Genomic DNA, 17,079 nt, shown 5'->3' on the forward strand with positions numbered 1-17,079 from the left:
AGGAGAGACCGTCCCTCACTCCACCGGCTTCGGCGAGCGCTCCAAGAGCACGGTCTGAATCCCGCAGGTCCCATTCCGCACCGTCATGATCCGCGTGCCCGGCTTGCGGCCGTTGCGGACTTCGCTGACGTCGAGGCCGGCAGCGATCAGGCGGGCGCGGGTGGCGTCGATGTCGGCGACCCGCCAGCTCAGGCCCCAGAGCCGGTCATGCGTGAGGTCACCGCCGGCCACGGGCCGGCGCACCACCTCGACAATGAGGTCGCCGCAGCGGAAGAACATCAGCTGGCCCCAGTCCTGGTGCGAGCGGTCGAGCGCGAGATCGAGCCCGAGCCGCGCTCCATAGAGCGCGGCGGCGCGCTCGGAATCCTCGGTGGTGATGACGACGTGGTCGAGCGCGTCGATCGGCGCGATGTCGGTCGCGACCGACTTCGGACGCTCGTCGGCAAGCTCAAGGAAGAACATGCGCACGCCGCGCGTGAGCTCGGTGGCAGCCCGCGTGCGTTTCCAGTGCAGCACCGCGCCGGTGACCGCATCGCTGCTTTCGACCTCGGCGACCGGGTCCGGCTTCAAGGCCACCCGCTCCAGCCGCCGGTGCATCTTGCCGATGTCCGCGACACGAAAGCACAGGCTGGCGAGCATGCCCTCCTGGTCCTCGAGCAGTGCGCGCATGCGGTCGGCGGTGGCGCTGAAGCCGTGAGGGGCCATCAGCTCGATCGTCATGTTGTCGAGGGTGAACAGCACCCGGTCAGCGCCCTCGCCGGAATTCTGCCAGGCCGGCGCGCGGGCCAGCAGCGTCTGATAGGCCGCCTTGGCCGCACCGATATCCCTCACCAGAACGACGATGTGATCGAGGCCGGTGATCATCCTGCACCCTTTTGATCGACTTGGAACCCAGGGACCGACAGACGGCGTTTGTCCGGGCTTGGCATTGGGCCGACATGGTCGTATTCCGGCACCATGCTGACCTCAAGCGCTTCGGGCGGCAGTTTTGCGAATAATTTCAGCGTCCCTCCGGAGCGGAACCGGTGCTAGAGTAATCCCGCCGGCCGGGACCACAAGCGCATCACGGACAAGCAATGCAGGCTCTCTTCATCGGACAGACCTATATCGACGTCGTCTTCATCACCGACCACATGCCGACCGGCGACGAGAAGCACGTGGCCTCGGACTACGCGGTCTCCTTCGGCGGCAATGCGGTGACGGCGGCGTTCTGCTGCGCCAAGCTCGGCATCGTGCCCGATCTCATCGCCACGGCGGCCAATGACTGGCTGGGGCGCATGTTCCAGGACATGTGCGCCAAGTACGGCATCTCGTTGCACGGGCGCAAGGTCAACCAGTCCTCGCTCTCCTTCATCATGCCCAAGGACGGCAAGCGCGCCATCGTCCGCTGCCGCGACGACGAGCACATCCACCCCTTCCCGATGCTCAATCTCGGCGGCTGCCGCGCGCTGCACGTCGACGGCCACCAGCCGGACGCCGCGATCCACTACGCCAAGGTGTGCCGCGAGGCGGGCATCCTGACCTCGCTCGATGGCGGCGGCCTGCGCACCAACACGCATGAGCTGCTCGAATATATCGACGTTGCCATCGTCGCCGAACGGCTGTGCGAGCAGATGGACCTGACGCCGGAGAAGATGCTCGACTACCTCAAGGGCCGCGGCTGCAAGATCGGCGGCGTCACCATGGGCGAGAAGGGCCTCTTCTGGTACGACGAGACAGGAACGGTGCAGGTGATGCCGGCGATGCCGATCCCGCGCGAGCGCGTGATCGACACCAACGGCGCCGGCGACGTCTTCCACGGCGCCTATGTCTATTCCTACCTCGCCCATCCCGGCAAAAGCTGGCGCGAGCATTTCGATTTCGCGCGCGCCGCCTCGACCTTCAAGATCCAGCGCCTCGGCAACGAGGCCGGCTTGCCGACACTCGTCGACATCGCCAAGGTCAGGCACGAGTTCGAGGTCAGAGTCTAGCGGTCGCCGAGGTCTCCTATGGGGCGCGTCTTCGTCGCCGGCAGCATCAACATGGATGTGGTGGCGACGGCCGATCGCCATCCACGCGTCGGCGAGACCGTCGCCGGCCGGCAGGTGCTGTATTTTCCGGGTGGCAAGGGTGCCAACCAGGCGGTCGCGGCGTCACGGCTTGGCGCGCGGACCACGCTGATCGGGCGGCTGGGGAAGGATTCATTCGGAGGCGAGCTGAAGGCCTTTCTCGGCGGCCAGGGCATCGATCTCGGTTACGTCCAGGACACGGCGGAGGCCCACACCGGGACGGCTATCATCACGGTGGCGGAGGCCGACAACACCATCGTCGTCATTCCCGGGGCGAACGGGCTGGTCGGCGCCGACGACGTCGAGGTCGTGCCGCTGCTGGCGGGCGACGTCGCCGTCAGCCAGTTCGAGATTCCGCTGCTGACGATCGCCGCGTTCTTCCGACGCGCCCGCGCCGCCGGGGCCACGACGGTGCTCAATCCGGCACCGGCGCAGGCCATGTCCCGCGAGCTGCTCGCGCTCGTCGACATCCTCGTGCTGAACGAGACCGAACTCGGCTTCCTCGCAGGCAGCGGGCTCTCCGAGAACGACGAGGCCACAAGGATCATTGCCGTGGCGCGGCAGCTTCAGGCGCGCGAGGACCAGACCATCTGCGTCACGCTCGGCAAGCGCGGCGTGCTCGCGCTCGCGGGGCGCGAGGAGATTGCCGTGCCCGGCCGCGTGGTCAGGGCGCTCGACACCACGGGCGCCGGCGATTGCTTCGTCGGCGCGCTGGCCGCGCAACTGGCCGACGATGTGCCCTTGCGCACCGCCCTCGCCTTCGCCAATGCCGCCGCCTCGATCAGCGTGCAGCGGATGGGCGCCGGGCCGTCGATGCCGACGGCCGCGGAGGTGGCGGCGGTTTTGCCGCGCTAAGCACTCACGCCAGCGCGCTCTTCAGGTCAAAACTCTCGTCCGCGGCCTGCTCCGGCGTGATCGAGCGGTCCATGCCCTGCAAGCGGCGGCCGAACATGTGGTCGCCGGCGCGGTTGATGGATTCGATGCCGAGCAGCCTGTCGCCGTGATAGCAGAACGCCGAGAACGCCTTCTTGGCGGGGTCTCCGCGCAGCACGACGCGGTCGTAGCCGGTGGTGAGGCCAGCGATCTGGAGCTTGTCGTCGCCCTGGTCGCTCCAGAACCAGGGATGGCTGTCGTAGGGCTTCTTGTCGCCGGTCAGCTTTGCTGCAAGGCAGCGGGCGTGATCGGTGGCGTTCTGCACTGATTCCAGCCGCAGCGATCCGCCGAAGCGCGGGCTTGCGAACAGCGCGCAATCGCCGATCGCGGAGATATCAGGATCGGCCGTCGCAAGATATTCGTCGACGATGATGCCGGCGGCGACTGGAAGCCCCGCCTCCGCCGCAAGCTCGATATTCGGCAGCACGCCGACGCCGACCACGACGAGGTCGGCCGGCAGATGCCGGCCGTCGCTCAAGGAGATGCCGGTGACCTTGCCGCCCTCCGCCTCGATCGAGGTGGCCTGCACGCCAAGGTGAATGCGGATCCCGGCCTCGCGATGGCGTTCCTGAAAATACTCCGAGACCTCTGATGTCACCGCCCGCGCCATCACGCGCGGGGCGAGCTCGAGCACGTCGACCTCGAGGCCCTTGATGCGAGCGGTCGCGGCGAATTCGAGGCCGATGAAGCCGGCGCCGATGATCACCGCACGTGTCTTCGACGGCATGATCTTGCGCAGCGCCTCGCTGTCGTCGAGGATGCGCAAATATCTCACGTCGGGCAGGTTGGCATTGGGCAGGTCGAGCAGGCGGTTGCGCGCGCCGGTCGCCAGCACGAGGTGGCCGTAAGCCAGCGTCTCGCCGGATGCGAGATGCACCTTGTGCCCGGCGCGGTCGATCGAGGCGGCGCGGCCCGCGATCAGCTCGATCTTCTGGTCCTGATAGAATTTCTCGGGCCGGAACATCAGGCTCTCCGGTCCGGCAGAGCCCTTGATGTAGGCCTTCGACAGTGGCGGGCGCTGATAGGGCAGATGCGCCTCGTCATTGATCAGGCAGATGCGCTCCGAAAAGCCGGCCTGGCGCAACGATGCTGCGACCTGATAGCCGCCATGGCCGGCGCCGACGATGATCACAGGACCGCCCGTCATTGGACAGCCCATTTCCGGAAGACACGAGCGTAACCCATGCCGTCTCCTCTCTCGCTGATTCTGGTTGCTGGCCTTAGGAGGAGCCGGCGCTCGTGTCCGTCCCTTGACGAAGGCAGCCCCATTTGAGCCGATCGTTCCGCCCGGCGCAAGAGCGGCGGCCGGGGATTGTCACCCCTGCCCTTCTGCGATTTAGTTCGAGTCTCGACCTCCTGCCGGGGATTTTCCAGATGACCGCTCCCGTCTCAAAGCCCGATGATCCCGCCCTGCTGCGGATCGACGGCCCGATCGCAACCATCACGCTGAACCGCCCCGCTGCGTTCAACGCGATCAACCTTGCGATTGCCCAGAAGCTCGAACAGCTCGCCACCTATATCGAAGGCGCGGACGACATCCGCGTCGTCGTCCTCGAAGGCGAAGGCCGCGCCTTCTGCGCCGGCGGCGATCTGCAGACGATCGGAGCCGCCGCCGAAGCCGGCACGGTGACTTCAGTCGTCGGCGAGCTGCTCAAGCACTATCATGCCTTCATCGAGATCGTCAGGCGCATGCCGAAGATCTCGCTGTCCAGCGTGCACGGCTCGGCCGCCGGCGCCGGCATGGGCCTCGCCTTCGTCACCGACCTTTGCATCGCCGCTGATGATGCCAGGTTCACGCCCGCCTATGCCAAGATCGGGGTGTCGCCGGACGGCGGCTCGACGGTCGGCATCGTCGGCACGGTGGGCTCGCGCCGCGCGCTGCAGATTTTTCTCGCCGAGGACAATTTTACCGCGCAGCAGGCCTATGAATGGGGCCTGGTCGCCAAGACCGTTCCCGCAACCGAGCTGAAGGCGGCGACGCGGCAGCTTGCCGAACGGCTGGCGCAGAACCCGCCGGCCGCGATCGCCGGCACCAAGCAGCTGGTCTACCAGGCCGCCACCACGCCGGTGAAGCAGCAGCTGGATGCCGAGGAGCACAAGATCATCATGGCGATGAACACGGAGGCGTTTCGCTCCGCCGTGAAGAAGTTCACGAGCAAGTCGAAGTGACGAGGCCCGCGCGCAGTTTCTACGGCCTCCGCCACGGCGCCACCGACTGGAATCGCGAGGGGCGATTCCAGGGCCGCACCGACAATCCGCTGAACGACGATGGCCTGCGACAAGCGCGCGAGGCCGCGCACGCGCTGCACGGCGTCGGCATCAGCCGCATCGTCGCAAGCCCCCTGGTACGCGCGGCGCGGACGGCCGAGATCATCGCGGACGTGATCGCGGTGCCGCTCGCGATAGACGACGGCATCATTGAGTTCGATTTCGGCAGTTTTGAAGGCCTTCCCGTCCGCGACCTCATGATCAAGCACGGCGTCAAATCCGCGACGGGTCTCGTGTCGATCCTGCCGGCCGACGGCGAAAGCTGGGACGCCATGGCCGGACGGTCGCTGGCCTGCGTCTCGGGGTGGCTCGCGCGCCATCCCGACGACAATTTCCTGTTCGTCTGCCACGACGCCGTGATGCAAGCCATGGCAAACGCACTATGTGGCAGCTATTTCAAGAACAGCCACGGCACGCCGTTCCGCTACCTGCACGAAGACGCGCAGTGGCGGATCGAGCAGGTCGTTACCTAGGACAGATGCAGCCTGTCTCCGCCGGCAATTTGAAGCAGCCGATCCGAGCGTTCGTTCGCGCGGCCGATCAATGCTTCTCCGTCTGTTTCCCGGTCCTCTGCATGAAGTCGAAGTCGCAGCCCTCGTCGGCCTGCATGATGGTCTCGTTGAACAGCCAGGCGTAGCCGCGCCGCGTTTCCTCGGGGACGGCGGCCGGCTTCAGCGCGGCGCGGCGCCGCTCCAGCTCGGCGGCATCGACCAGAAGCTCGATGCTGCGCTTTTCGACATCGAGGCGGATCATGTCGCCGTTCTCGACCAGCGCCAGCGTCCCGCCGACGGCGGATTCCGGGGTGATGTGCAGCACGATGGTGCCGAACGCGGTGCCGCTCATGCGCGCATCCGAGATGCGCACCATGTCCTTGGTGCCGCCGCGCGCGAGTTTCTTCGGGATCGGCAGATAGCCGGCTTCCGGCATGCCCGGCGCGCCCTTCGGGCCGGCATTGCGCAGCACCAGCACGTCGTCGGCGGTGACGTCGAGATCGGGATTGTCGACCCGCAAGGTCATGTCCTCGACGGATTCGAAAACGACTGCCCGCCCGGTGTGCCGCAACAGTTTCGGGCTCGCGGCCGATTGCTTGATGACGGCGCCGCGCGGGGCGAGATTGCCGTGCAGGATGGCGAGGCCACCTTCCTTCTTGATCGGATTTTCGCGCGGGCGGATGGCATCCTGGCCGGGCACGTCTTCCGCATTGGCCACGACATCGCGCAGTGTCTGGCCGGAGATCGTCTTGGCATCGAGATCGACGAGGTCGCCGAGCTGCGCCAGCAGCTTCGGCACGCCGCCAGCGTGATGGAAATGCTCCATGTAATGCTCGCCCGACGGCTTGAGGTCGACCAGCACCGGCACCTCGCGGCCGATCTGGTCGAACGCTGCGAGATCGAGCCGGTGCGGCGAGCGATGCGCCATCGCGGTCAGATGGATCAGGCCATTGGTCGATCCGCCGATCGCCTGGAGCACGACCTGCGCATTCCTGAAAGACGCAGGCGTCAGCAACTCGCTGGGCTTGGGCCCCTTCGTCTTCGCCATCTCGGCGGCCACCTTGCCGCTCGCCTCGGCGAGACGGAAGCGCTCGGCATGCGGCGCCGGGATCGTTGCGCTCATCGGCAGCGACAGGCCCATGGCTTCGATCATGCAGGCCATGGTCGAGGCCGTGCCCATCACCATGCAGGTGCCGACCGACGGCGCCAGGCGCCCATTCACCGCCTCGATCTCGGCGTCGTCCATGTCACCGGCGCGATATTTGGCCCATAGCCGGCGGCAATCGGTGCAGGCGCCCAGCACCTCGCCCTTGTGATGACCGACCACCATGGGACCTACCGGAATGACCACCGTGGGCAAATCGGCGCTGATCGCCGCCATCACCTGCGCCGGCAGCGTCTTGTCGCAGCCGCCGATCACGATCACCGAATCCATCGGCTGGGCGCGGATCATCTCCTCGGTGTCCATCGCCATCAGGTTACGCAGGTACATCGAGGTCGGATGCGCAAAGCTTTCGGCGATCGAGATGGTCGGAAACACGAAAGGCATCGCGCCGGACAGCATCACGCCGCGCTTGGCGGCTTCGATGATGTCAGGGACGTTGCCGTGGCAGGGATTGTAGTCGCTATAGGTGTTGGTGATGCCGACGATCGGGCGCTCCAGCGCGTCGTCGGAATAGCCCATCGCCTTGATGAACGCCTTGCGCAGGAACAGCGAGAAGCCGGCATCGCCATAGCTCGTCAAACCCTTGCGCAAGCCACTCGTCATCAGGTCGCTCCGTCCATTTCGCCATGGTGGTACCGCCTCACCCCGCTTTGTCAACAAGGCGCGCAGATGGATCCGGCGGAGCTCATCCCTCCCGAGGACAATCGCCTGGTAGATACTCCTCGATCGCACAACCGATTAACGGCTTGTTAGAAGACTCTAGCGCAAATGGTTCTCGAAACAAACAACAACCATTCCGGGTTCCAGTGCCCGGAGAAATCCCATGAATGTACCCGGTGTCCTGATCGCAGCCGCTTTCGGCGCAGCTTTTTTTGCCGTCGAGTATGTGTGGTACTACCAGCCCGATTTGATCAACCCTGACGTCCTGATCAGCGCGCTATCGACCGAACACATGAAAGCTCGCGCAGCCGTTCGACATGCGCTGATCGATCCAGGGACGGCCACATTCGGCGCGTTGCGTTCAGTCGAAGCCGGCGCGGCGAGGTATGTTTGCGGCGGTGTCAAGGCAAGGGACAAGTCCGGCCAGGTCATCGACGCCGCTTTCGTCTACACTGTGGCCATTGATTTTGCCCGCATCGATGATGACGGACGCATCACACGTCAGCGTTCGGGATACCGGCCCTGCCCCACCGAGGACGACAAGGTCGCGCAACAGCGACCGGCTCTGTCACCCGGCGCGTCGGCTGTCGTCAAGACCGTCCAGAAGGTTGCCCCCGACGTGCAGACGTCGATTGCGCCCGTCCTGACAGCGCCCTCGGCGGGCGGATCGTCATCTGGTGGGACAATGGAGCAGCAGATCCGCGAGTTGGCCGGCCGGACCGTTCCGCCTGATGCCGTACCTGGACAGGCAAATCCGCCCGCGAAGCGCGAGGCCGCCAAGGAAGGCGACTGGCGAGCCGATCGGCCTCCCACCGCCTGGCCCACATTCCCTCCGGACCACGCATTGGCGAAGCCAACCCGGAAGCGAACCCCGTCGGAAGCGCTGGCCCTGGCGAAAGAGGTCGAGGACCGCTGGAAGCGGGCGGAGTCATCGGGCGACATCTCCATGCGTCCTTCAGCGGACGACATCAACGAGGCATGCCGCGCGCTGCTCACGATCGATTCAAGAGACGCCCAATATCCAAACGCGTGGGCCGCCTTTGCACGATTGCAGAAGATAAGCCGGGACATCGCCAGAGGTTGATTTCGATAAGCCCGACTGGCCCGGCAGACGTCCTTTCGCAGCCTCTTGCCGGCAGCACGGTCAATGCCTCCGGCCGGCACGCCGTGGGCCGCAAGCGCGCAAGAACCGCTCAATCGTCCCAGCCGCTCGCGATCCGCACTGGTCTCGCATAGTCGGTGCGGCCACCTGATCTTGCATCAATTGGGGCCTGACCCGCGCGAATTCCCGGCCCCCCGGCTCCCCAAGGCGGATTTGCGCTGGAGCTCAGTCCAGCCGCGACACTTGAACGCAACTAAGAATGAGTCGCAACAATTGCATCGAGGGCAATTTCATGGAATGTCTTGCGAATGACTTGCATTTGCATACGGTCGGCGCATGCCTGAGACCTTCCGTCCATCAGCGAGTCCCGGCTTAGAGGTGAATTGTTCGTGTCTGGAATATTGAGCTTCCCGCACACCGTAGCGGCGGCAACGATCGTGGCCAGTCAGCTGGCGAGCTGTGCCTTGGCCTTCGCCGACGACAAGCCGGGGCGCACATATGGCACGCCTCGCGGCCCGCTCAGCCATGCCGCCTCGAAGCCTGCGCAGAACCTGCCGTCAGCTCACGCGGAGATCGACACCGAGCACATTTTCGGTTTCAGCATGGGCTCCGACATCGGCAAGCCCGGCGAGATCGAGGTCGAGTTCGAGAATGTCGGCGCGTTCGGCAAGCGCTCCGGCAGCTACGCAGCCTTGGCCAATCTCAATCAAGTCAAATACACGGTCTCGGACAATTTCCGGATCGCGCCGGGATTTTCGCTGAGCGGGCAGCACATCAACGGCGTTCCGGGACTTGCCGATCATCGGGACGTCGCTTTCAGCGGCGCCGCGCTCGAACTGCGCTACAAGTTGGTCGATCGTGCCGTCGCGCCGTTCGGTTTGACTCTCCATGCACAGCCCGGCTGGAGCCGGATCGACGACGCCACCGGCATGAATATCGCGCAATATGGCGCGGAGTTTGCCGCGTTGTTCGACCGCGAACTGGTCAAGGACAGGCTGTTTGCGGCCTTCAACGTCTGGTACGGGACCGGCGGAACCCGCGAGATCGTCACCAATCTCTGGCGACACGATTCGGAGATGCAGCTCCAGGCGGCGATCTCGTACGCAGTGCAGCCCGAGCTCTTGTTCGGCCTCGGCATACGCTACGCGCGGGCCTATGATGGCGGCGGCCTCGACCGCTTTTTGGGAGACGCAGTCTTCGCCGGCCCGACCTTCTCCTACAGTATCTCGAAGGAAGTCGGCATTTCCGGCACTTGGCAGATGCAGGTCGCGGGCAAAGCACTCGGCGACAACCGCAGCCTCAACCTCGAGCAATTCGAGCGACACCAGGCGCTGCTGAGGATCAATCTGCATTTCTGATGTCCGCGCCCGACACAGTCACGCCCGTTGCTTCCGCGACGCCACGTCCCGGGGCATGTCGGCCAAGCGCGCCCTCAGGCGCGGTACTGCAAAATCGAGAAAGGCTCGCAGCTTGGCCGGCATGAAGCGGTTGGGCGAATAGACGAAGTTGACCGGCTGCGGCGGCGGCTGAAAGTCCTGCAGAAGCGCGATCAGCTCTCCGGACCGCAGCGCATCCGACGCCAGGTAGGAGAACACGACGGTGATCCCGATGCCTGCGCGTGCGGCATCGATGGCCGATTCCAGATTGCTCGCGATGAAGCGCGACCGCACCGGGACGGCATATTCGGTCTGCCCTCGTTTGAATCGCCATGTGCCCGGTGATTGTAGCGCAGGATAGCTGATGCAGTCGTGGGCGGAGAGATCATCGGGAGCCTTCGGCGTTCCCCGCAGCTTCAGATAGGACGGGCTTGCGCAGGCGACGCGGTGAATGTCCCCCACCCGTACGGCGATCAGGCCGCTGTCGGCGAGATCGCCGACGCGAAGCGCGACGTCAATGTGCTCGTCCAGGAGGTTGAGCGTCCGGTCCTGCAAGATGAGCTGAACGTCCACTTCCGGAAACGCCGCAAGGAACTCGGCAAGGATCGGCTGCAAGCAGAGGCGACCGAGCGCGACCAGCGTCGTGATGCTCAGATCTCCACGCGGCGTGGTGTATTCGCCGGAGGCAACGCGCTCGGCTTCGGTGAGATCGGCGAGAATTCGCTTGGCCGCGGCGACGTAGGAGCGCCCGGCGTCCGTTGGGACGAGCGCGCGGCTCGATCGATGAAACAGCTTGGTCTGGAGGTGCTCCTCGAGCTCCGAGACCTTCCGGCTCACCGTCGCCAGCGGCATTTTCTGGCGGCGTGCGGCGGCGGACAGGCTGCCGGCCTCTGCCACCGCCAAAACCACCGACATGCTTTCGAGACGATCCATGGGACACTTCCATATTCTGGAAGGATAGATCCCGAATTTGCCAGATACCCGTCATTTCCGGAAGTGCCTATTCCTCTCCGCACCGAAACGGAGAGACGAAAATGACCCAGACCAGAAAAGGCACCGCCCTCATCACCGGTGCTTCGACCGGAATCGGCGCGATCTACGCCGACCGCCTGGCGAAGCGCGGCCACGACCTCATCCTCGTTGCGCGCAACAGGCAGCGGCTCGCATCGCTGGCGCGCAGGCTCGCCAATGAAAGCGGCCGCAAGGTGGAGACGGTGCAAGCCGATCTCACATCCCCGTCCGACCTGCGCCATGTCGAGCAACTCCTCAGAACCGAGCCCGGCATCTCGGTGCTGGTCAACAACGCCGGCGTCGGCGCCTCAGCCCCGCTGATCGCCTCCGACATCGACAAGATGGAGGACATGATCCGCCTCAACGTCGGCGCGCTGACGCGCTTGACCTACGCGGCTGTCCCCGGATTCATCGACCGCGGCCACGGCACGATCATCAACATCGCCTCCATCGCCGCGATCGCGCCGGAGCTGCTGAACGGCGTCTACGGCGGCTCGAAAGCGTTCGTGCTCGCCTTCACCCAGTCACTCGTTCACGAGCTCGCCGGCAAGGGCATCCGCGTGCAAGCCGTGCTGCCGGGCGCCACTGCGACCGAGTTCTGGGATGTCGCCGGTACACCGGTTCACCAACTGCCCGCCGAGATCGTCATGTCGGCCGACGACATGGTCGACGCGGCGCTCGCGGGTCTCGACCTCGGCGAGGTCGTGACGATCCCGGCGCTGGCCGACCGATCCGCGTGGGATCGCCACGAGAGCACGCGGCTCGCCATGACGAACAAGCTCTCGAGCGCCATTCCCGCCCCTCGCTACAACCTGCACACGCACGTGAATGCGTGAGCGAAACCCAGCATCAAAACGGAGACAACCATGTCACGCATCATCAGCCACTCGTCCACCTCATCCATCGCCCTGCGCCGCACCATCAGTTGGCGCGACCAGTCTGAACGTCTGCTCGCCTACGCCGAACCGGTCAGCCGGATCGGCCTCTATGCGTCGCTTGCAATCATCTACGCCTGGTTCGGCGGGATGAAGTTCACCGACTACGAAGCGCAGGGGCTGGTTCCCCTGGTGGAGAACAGCCCGCTGTTGCGCTGGTTCTACGCGCTGTTTTCGGTCCGCGGCTTCTCCACCTTTCTCGGCTTCGTCGAACTGAGCATCGGGTCTTTGATCGCGCTTCGGCTGGCAAGCCCGATCTATTCCGCAGCCGGCGGCCTTCTCTCGGCCGGGCTGTTCGTCACGACGCTGAGCTTCATGATCTCGACGCCCGGCGTCGTGGTGCCGGAGCTCGGGGCACCCGCGATCACCGTCGCTCCGGGGCAGTTCCTGCTGAAGGACGTCGGCCTGTTGGCTGCTTCCTTCTGGGTGTTCACGGACTCGCTGAAGGCCGTCATCCGCAGGTGAACAGGCGCGCACACGCGGTGTTCGTCGTCAATACCGGCGAAGGAACCGGCCACTCATCAAGGAGAAGACCATGAGTAAGCGTCTCGACTACAACCAGATCGCGCCGGCAGGCATCAAGGCGCTCGGCGGCGTCTACGGCTACATCCTGCAGAGCCGCCTTTCCGCCACGCTGATCGAGCTGGTCTATCTGCGGATCTCCCAGATCAACAATTGCGCCTACTGCCTCGACATGCACACGCGCGACCTGCTCAAGAAGGGAGAGAAGGTCGAGAAGATTGCGCTGCTGCAGGCCTGGCGCGAGGCCGGCAATCTCTTCGACGAACGCGAGCGCGCCGCCCTGGCATGGGCGGAAACGGTGACACGGGTTGCCGAAACCGGCGTCCCCGACGAGGCATACCGGGCCGCACGCGCCGTATTCGAGGAGCGTGAGCTCGTGGACCTCACGATCGCGATCAGCCTGATGAATGCCTACAACCGCATGGCCATCAGCTTTCGCGCAACACCCGCGGCAGCGGCCGCCGCCTGATCGACACAAGCGCAACGTCGCACAACCGAAAGGCCATTCACATGAAGAGACATGGAATCATAGTTGCGGCGGCGCTGATCGCCGCAACCAGCCTGACTTCGCTCGCCGCCCGATCCGAAGAGCCACGGCTGGGAGACATCAAGCGCACACATCTCATGAAGGAAGCTCTGAGCGTCCCCGGACGCGAGGTCGTCCAGGTCCGCGTCGATTTTCCTCCGGGCGTTGTCGCCGTCAGGCACAGTCACCCGGGCGAAGAGCTCGTCTATCTGATCGAAGGTGAGCTGGAATATCGGCTCGACGGCAGGCCGCCGGTGATCCTGAAGGCCGGCGACGTGCTGCTCATTCCTCACGGCGTACATCATGCGGTGACGAACGTCGGCAGCGGCAACGCGGCGGAGCTTGCGACCTATATTGTCGAGACAGGCAAGCCGCTGTTGACGCTCGGCAGGTGAGCCGCTTCTACCGCTTGGTCCAGTCGATCACGCGGCCTGGGTCGGCATCGAACTCCATGCTGCAGAACGTGCCGCCCTGGAAATAATCGCCGACGGGATCCGGCTTCAGCTTGGCCTGCTCCGCCATCGCGTGCTCGCGGAAGTCTTCGGCGCGGCCGGCCGGACGATAGCCGAGCTCGTAGGCGCGGTGATTGTCCCACCAGGCGCGCTCGTTGAAGGAGGCGCCGTAGAAGACTTCGAAATGGATGTCGGGATGTTCGAGCCCGATGCGGCAGAGCTGCACGAGGTCATCGGGCTTCAGCCAGATCGAGAGCCGGCGCTGGTCCAGCGGCATGTCGCCGAAATTGCCGATGCGCAGGCAAGTTACCTTGAGGCCATGCTTATCCGCGTAGAGCGCGCCGACGGCCTCGCCGAACACCTTGCTGACGCCGTAGCGGCTGTCCGGCCGCGCAGTGACGTCGGTGCCGATCTTGTGGTGGCGCGGATAGAAGCCGACGGCGTGGTTCGACGAGGCGAACACCACGCGCTTGACGCCCTTCTTGCGTGCGGCCTCGAACAGATTGTAGCCGCCGATGATGTTGGCCTGGAGGATTTGATCCCAGGTGCCTTCGACCGAATAGCCGCCGAAATGGAGGATGCCGTCGACGCCCTCGCAGATCGCTTCGCATTGCGCGAGATCGGCGAGGTCCGCCACCTTGAACTTCTCGTTCGCGCCGAGATCGGCCGGCGGCTTGATGTCGGACAGCAGCAAATCCGGATAGATCGGCGGCAGCAGCTTCCGCAGGCTGGTGCCGATTCCGCCTGAGGCTCCCGTCATCAAGATACGCGGCATGTCTTCCTCGCCTGTGTTTACCGATTTGCGGTCACATGTCTCCAATGTTAGCAGGATTGTCCAGAGGGAACGAAACGAGAGAATCGACATGAATGAGGCATCGTCCCACACTCCAGAACAGCTTGGCTGGCGCCCGGCGAGCTACTATCCCGACCCGGCCATTCACGCACTCGATCCCCGCTTCGAAAAATACTGGCTGAAACTTTCGGCGGTGGAGCGGCTGACGACCGGCCTGCGCTGGGCGGAGGGTCCGGTATGGTTCGGCGACGGGCGCTATCTGCTCTGCAGCGACATTCCGAACCAGCGCATCCTCAAATGGGAGGAGGAGACCGGCGCAGTCAGCGTGTTCCGCAAGCCCTCCAACTTCGCCAATGGCAACACCCGCGATCGCCAGGGTCGGCTGATCACCTGCGAGCACGGCGGCCGCCGCGTGACCCGCACTGCATACGACGGCAGCATCACCGTGCTGATGGACTCGTTCGAGGGCAGGCGGCTGAACTCGCCGAACGACGTCGTCGTGAAATCCGACGGCTCGATCTGGTTCACCGATCCCACCTTTGGCCTGCTCGGCAACTACGAAGGCTACAAGGCAGAACCCGAGATCGAGCCGAACGTCTACCGGCTCGATCCCGCGACCGGCAAGGCGACGATCGTCGCCGAAGGCGTGCTCGGTCCAAACGGGCTGTGCTTCTCGCCGGACGAGAAGATTTTGTACGTTGTGGAGTCCCGCGGCGTGCCGAACCGCAAGATCCTCGCCTATGACGTCTCGGCCGACGGCACGGCGATCTCGAACAAGCGCGTCCACATCGATGCAGGTCCCGGCACGCCCGACGGCATGCGCTGCGACATCGACGGAAATCTCTGGTGCGGCTGGGGCATGGGCGATCCCGAGCTCGACGGCGTGGTGGTGTTCGCACCCGACGGTGTCATGATCGGCCGCATCGCGCTGCCCGAGCGCTGCGCCAATCTCTGCTTTGGTGGCGTCAAGCGCAACCGCCTGTTCATGGCCGCGAGCCAGTCGATCTATGCGCTGTATGTGAACACGCAGGGCGCGGCGGGGGGATAGTTCGAAATCGTAGGGTGGGTTAGCCGAAGGCGTAACCCACCTCTTTGGTCTCCACGGCGACATACATGGTGGATTACGCTTCGCTAATCCACCCTACGAACTCCGCAAAACAAAAACGCCGGAGCGGCCTCCCGCTCCGGCGTCATTCTTTCCAACCGCTCGAACTTACGCCGCGTTGAAGCCCGCGACGGCCTTCACTTCGAGGAAGTCCTCGAGGCCGAACTTGCCCCACTCGCGGCCGTTGCCGGACTGCTTGTAGCCGCCGAACGGCGCGGTTCGGTCGTTGGGCACGCCCTGCAGGTTGACGTTGCCGGCGCGGATCTGGCGGCCGACGCGCTTGGCGTCCTCGACCGTCGGACCCGTGACGTAGCCGGCGAGGCCATACGGCGTATCGTTGGCGATCTTGACCGCGTCGGCTTCGTCCTTGGCGCCGATGATGGTCAGCACCGGTCCGAAGATCTCTTCGCGCGCGATTGTCATCTCGGGAGTGACATCGGCGAAGATGGTCGGACGGACATAGAAGCCCTTGTTGACGCCTTCGGGCAGGCCCGGGCCGCCGGCGACGAGGGTAGCGCCCTCGTCAATGCCCTTCTTGATAAGGCCCTGGATCTTGTCCCACTGGCCGCGGTTGACGACCGGGCCGATGATGGTGCCTTCGGCGCGGGGATCGCCGGCCTTGGTCTTGTCGGCCACGGCCTTCGCGATCGCTGCGACTTCCTTCATCTTCGACAGTGGCACGATCATGCGCGACGGTGCATTGCAGGACTGGCCGGAGTTGTTGAACATGTGCATCACGCCGCCGGTCACCGCCTTCGTGAGGTCGGCGCCTTCGAGGATGACGTTCGGCGACTTGCCGCCGAGCTCCTGGCTGACGCGCTTGACCGTGGGAGCCGCGCGCTTGGCCACGTCGATGCCGGCGCGGGTCGAGCCGGTGAAGGAGATCATGTCGATATCAGGATGCTCGCTCATGGCGGCGCCGACCTCGGGGCCGAGACCGTTGACGAGGTTGAACACGCCCTTGGGCACGCCGGCTTCATGCAGGATCTCGGCGAAGATCAGCGCCGAGGTCGGGGTGAACTCGCTGGGCTTGAGGATCATGGTGCAGCCGGCGGCGAGCGCGGGCGCGACCTTGCAGGCGATCTGGTTCAGCGGCCAGTTCCAGGGCGTGATCATGCCGACCACGCCGATCGGCTCGCGCAGCACCATGGCGGTGCCGACCGGCTCCTCGAAATGGTAGTTCTTGAGCACGTCGAGCGTGGTCATGAGATGGCCGAGGCCGGCGCCGGCCTGGAGCTTTTCCGCCATCGGCAGCGGCGCGCCCATCTCGTCGGAGACGGCAGCGCCGATCTCCTTGAGGCGGCCCTTGTAGACCTCGATGACCTTCGACAGCAGCGCGACGCGCTCCTCGCGGCTGGTCTGGGAGAAGGTGGCAAAGGCGCGCTTGGCGGCGGCGACGGCCTTGTCGACGTCAGCCTTGGAGCCCAGCGCAACCTCGTACATCGCCTCTTCCGTCGCCGGATTGACCACGGCGGTGGATTTCTTGACGGCGGGATCGACCCAGGCGCCGTCGATGTAGAATTGCATGCGATTGACCATCGTTAACCTCTTCTTGGGGGCTTGGAGGGGGCGTTTCGGCAGGCATCCTTGCACGAAAGCGCCGGCAATTGAACCCGCCATATGCGGGGCCAGCGTTGCGGCGAGCGCGCGGAATATGGGACGCGATTTGAAGCGAGGCAAGCGGCTCTGGGT

General features: G+C 65.0%; 17 protein-coding genes. 11 read left to right on the plus strand and 6 right to left on the minus strand.

Annotated elements, in window-relative coordinates:
• Positions 1-15 precede the first annotated feature (15 nt).
• The gene (locus IVB23_RS09380) at positions 16-864 is read right to left on the minus strand and encodes a VOC family protein (protein WP_247803322.1); all 849 of its coding nucleotides are present in this window, start codon (positions 862-864) and stop codon (positions 16-18) included.
• A 212-nt stretch (positions 865-1,076) separates the two neighbouring features.
• Here IVB23_RS09380 and IVB23_RS09385 point away from each other — a divergent pair, with 212 nt between their 5' ends.
• Both IVB23_RS09385 and IVB23_RS09390 read left to right on the plus strand, forming a co-directional pair.
• Complete coding sequence (locus IVB23_RS09385; RefSeq protein WP_061878211.1) at positions 1,077-1,970, plus strand: sugar kinase; 894 nt, start codon at positions 1,077-1,079, stop codon at positions 1,968-1,970.
• Between the two features lie 18 nt (positions 1,971-1,988).
• Positions 1,989-2,903: a ribokinase gene (locus IVB23_RS09390; protein ID WP_247803323.1), complete on the plus strand. Its 915-nt coding sequence runs from the start codon at positions 1,989-1,991 to the stop codon at positions 2,901-2,903.
• Between the two features lie 4 nt (positions 2,904-2,907).
• Here the strand turns inward: IVB23_RS09390 and IVB23_RS09395 are convergent, their stop codons facing one another.
• Positions 2,908-4,128 carry an FAD-dependent oxidoreductase gene (locus IVB23_RS09395; RefSeq protein ID WP_247803324.1) on the minus strand — a complete coding sequence of 407 codons (1,221 nt, stop codon included), beginning with the start codon at positions 4,126-4,128 and terminating at the stop codon, positions 2,908-2,910.
• Positions 4,129-4,355: 227 nt separating this feature from the next.
• On the opposite strand from IVB23_RS09395, the gene IVB23_RS09400 reads away from it, so the two are divergent.
• Together IVB23_RS09400 and IVB23_RS09405 are read left to right on the plus strand one after the other, a co-directional pair.
• A complete protein-coding gene (locus IVB23_RS09400) occupies positions 4,356-5,150 on the plus strand; it encodes an enoyl-CoA hydratase/isomerase family protein (protein WP_247803325.1) in 795 nt (264 codons plus the stop codon).
• Entirely contained in the window at positions 5,147-5,722 is a 576-nt protein-coding gene (locus IVB23_RS09405; RefSeq protein ID WP_197967047.1) for a histidine phosphatase family protein, read from the plus strand. Before IVB23_RS09400 ends, IVB23_RS09405 begins: the two co-directional genes overlap by 4 nt.
• Before the next feature lie 67 nt (positions 5,723-5,789).
• Here IVB23_RS09405 and IVB23_RS09410 read toward each other — a convergent pair whose 3' ends face one another.
• The gene (locus IVB23_RS09410) at positions 5,790-7,508 is read right to left on the minus strand and encodes an IlvD/Edd family dehydratase (protein ID WP_247803326.1); all 1,719 of its coding nucleotides are present in this window, start codon (positions 7,506-7,508) and stop codon (positions 5,790-5,792) included.
• A gap of 220 nt (positions 7,509-7,728) precedes the next feature.
• Between IVB23_RS09410 and IVB23_RS09415 the strand changes: the two genes are divergently transcribed.
• Together IVB23_RS09415 and IVB23_RS09420 are read left to right on the plus strand one after the other, a co-directional pair.
• The gene (locus IVB23_RS09415; RefSeq protein WP_247803327.1) at positions 7,729-8,649 is read left to right on the plus strand and encodes a hypothetical protein; all 921 of its coding nucleotides are present in this window, start codon (positions 7,729-7,731) and stop codon (positions 8,647-8,649) included.
• 407 nt (positions 8,650-9,056) lie between these two features.
• Complete coding sequence (locus IVB23_RS09420; protein WP_247803328.1) at positions 9,057-10,025, plus strand: hypothetical protein; 969 nt, start codon at positions 9,057-9,059, stop codon at positions 10,023-10,025.
• 18 nt (positions 10,026-10,043) lie between these two features.
• Here IVB23_RS09420 and IVB23_RS09425 read toward each other — a convergent pair whose 3' ends face one another.
• On the minus strand, positions 10,044-10,976 hold the full coding sequence (locus IVB23_RS09425; RefSeq protein ID WP_247803329.1) for a LysR family transcriptional regulator: 933 nt from the start codon (positions 10,974-10,976) through the stop codon (positions 10,044-10,046).
• A gap of 101 nt (positions 10,977-11,077) precedes the next feature.
• Between IVB23_RS09425 and IVB23_RS09430 the strand changes: the two genes are divergently transcribed.
• The 4 genes from IVB23_RS09430 to IVB23_RS09445 all read left to right on the plus strand — a co-directional run bounded on the left by IVB23_RS09430 (position 11,078) and on the right by IVB23_RS09445 (position 13,432).
• Positions 11,078-11,890, plus strand: coding sequence for an SDR family oxidoreductase (locus IVB23_RS09430; protein WP_247803330.1), 813 nt, complete (start codon positions 11,078-11,080; stop codon positions 11,888-11,890).
• A 30-nt stretch (positions 11,891-11,920) separates the two neighbouring features.
• Positions 11,921-12,454 carry a DUF417 family protein gene (locus IVB23_RS09435; protein WP_247803331.1) on the plus strand — a complete coding sequence of 178 codons (534 nt, stop codon included), beginning with the start codon at positions 11,921-11,923 and terminating at the stop codon, positions 12,452-12,454.
• A 70-nt stretch (positions 12,455-12,524) separates the two neighbouring features.
• Complete coding sequence (locus IVB23_RS09440; RefSeq protein ID WP_131866908.1) at positions 12,525-12,980, plus strand: carboxymuconolactone decarboxylase family protein; 456 nt, start codon at positions 12,525-12,527, stop codon at positions 12,978-12,980.
• Between the two features lie 41 nt (positions 12,981-13,021).
• Positions 13,022-13,432, plus strand: a complete 411-nt coding sequence (locus tag IVB23_RS09445; RefSeq protein ID WP_247803332.1) for a cupin domain-containing protein — start codon at positions 13,022-13,024, stop codon at positions 13,430-13,432.
• A gap of 7 nt (positions 13,433-13,439) precedes the next feature.
• Here the strand turns inward: IVB23_RS09445 and IVB23_RS09450 are convergent, their stop codons facing one another.
• On the minus strand, positions 13,440-14,264 hold the full coding sequence (locus IVB23_RS09450) for an NAD(P)-dependent oxidoreductase (protein ID WP_247803333.1): 825 nt from the start codon (positions 14,262-14,264) through the stop codon (positions 13,440-13,442).
• An 88-nt stretch (positions 14,265-14,352) separates the two neighbouring features.
• Between IVB23_RS09450 and IVB23_RS09455 the strand changes: the two genes are divergently transcribed.
• Positions 14,353-15,330 carry an SMP-30/gluconolactonase/LRE family protein gene (locus IVB23_RS09455; RefSeq protein WP_247803334.1) on the plus strand — a complete coding sequence of 326 codons (978 nt, stop codon included), beginning with the start codon at positions 14,353-14,355 and terminating at the stop codon, positions 15,328-15,330.
• 165 nt (positions 15,331-15,495) lie between these two features.
• Here the strand turns inward: IVB23_RS09455 and IVB23_RS09460 are convergent, their stop codons facing one another.
• Positions 15,496-16,926, minus strand: a complete 1,431-nt coding sequence (locus IVB23_RS09460; RefSeq protein WP_197967038.1) for an aldehyde dehydrogenase family protein — start codon at positions 16,924-16,926, stop codon at positions 15,496-15,498.
• Between the last annotated feature and the right edge of the window lie 153 nt (positions 16,927-17,079).

Origin of the sequence: Bradyrhizobium sp. 191, from assembly GCF_023100985.1 — a bacterium.
GTDB classification, from domain to species: domain Bacteria; phylum Pseudomonadota; class Alphaproteobacteria; order Rhizobiales; family Xanthobacteraceae; genus Bradyrhizobium; species Bradyrhizobium diversitatis.

Bases quoted from the DNA above. Each gene is read 5' to 3' on its own strand.
- IVB23_RS09445 (WP_247803332.1), top strand. From the start codon at position 13,022: ATGAAGAGACATGGAATCATAGTTGCGGCGGCGCTGATCGCCGCAACC.
- IVB23_RS09385 (WP_061878211.1), top strand. From the start codon at position 1,077: ATGCAGGCTCTCTTCATCGGACAGACCTATATCGACGTCGTCTTCATC.
- IVB23_RS09430 (WP_247803330.1), top strand. From the start codon at position 11,078: ATGACCCAGACCAGAAAAGGCACCGCCCTCATCACCGGTGCTTCGACC.
- IVB23_RS09440 (WP_131866908.1), top strand. From the start codon at position 12,525: ATGAGTAAGCGTCTCGACTACAACCAGATCGCGCCGGCAGGCATCAAG.
- IVB23_RS09390 (WP_247803323.1), top strand. From the start codon at position 1,989: ATGGGGCGCGTCTTCGTCGCCGGCAGCATCAACATGGATGTGGTGGCG.
- IVB23_RS09425 (WP_247803329.1), bottom strand. From the start codon at position 10,976: ATGGATCGTCTCGAAAGCATGTCGGTGGTTTTGGCGGTGGCAGAGGCC.
- IVB23_RS09415 (WP_247803327.1), top strand. From the start codon at position 7,729: ATGAATGTACCCGGTGTCCTGATCGCAGCCGCTTTCGGCGCAGCTTTT.
- IVB23_RS09410 (WP_247803326.1), bottom strand. From the start codon at position 7,508: ATGACGAGTGGCTTGCGCAAGGGTTTGACGAGCTATGGCGATGCCGGC.
- IVB23_RS09435 (WP_247803331.1), top strand. From the start codon at position 11,921: ATGTCACGCATCATCAGCCACTCGTCCACCTCATCCATCGCCCTGCGC.
- IVB23_RS09460 (WP_197967038.1), bottom strand. From the start codon at position 16,926: ATGGTCAATCGCATGCAATTCTACATCGACGGCGCCTGGGTCGATCCC.
- IVB23_RS09380 (WP_247803322.1), bottom strand. From the start codon at position 864: ATGATCACCGGCCTCGATCACATCGTCGTTCTGGTGAGGGATATCGGT.
- IVB23_RS09400 (WP_247803325.1), top strand. From the start codon at position 4,356: ATGACCGCTCCCGTCTCAAAGCCCGATGATCCCGCCCTGCTGCGGATC.
- IVB23_RS09395 (WP_247803324.1), bottom strand. From the start codon at position 4,128: ATGACGGGCGGTCCTGTGATCATCGTCGGCGCCGGCCATGGCGGCTAT.
- IVB23_RS09450 (WP_247803333.1), bottom strand. From the start codon at position 14,264: ATGCCGCGTATCTTGATGACGGGAGCCTCAGGCGGAATCGGCACCAGC.
- IVB23_RS09455 (WP_247803334.1), top strand. From the start codon at position 14,353: ATGAATGAGGCATCGTCCCACACTCCAGAACAGCTTGGCTGGCGCCCG.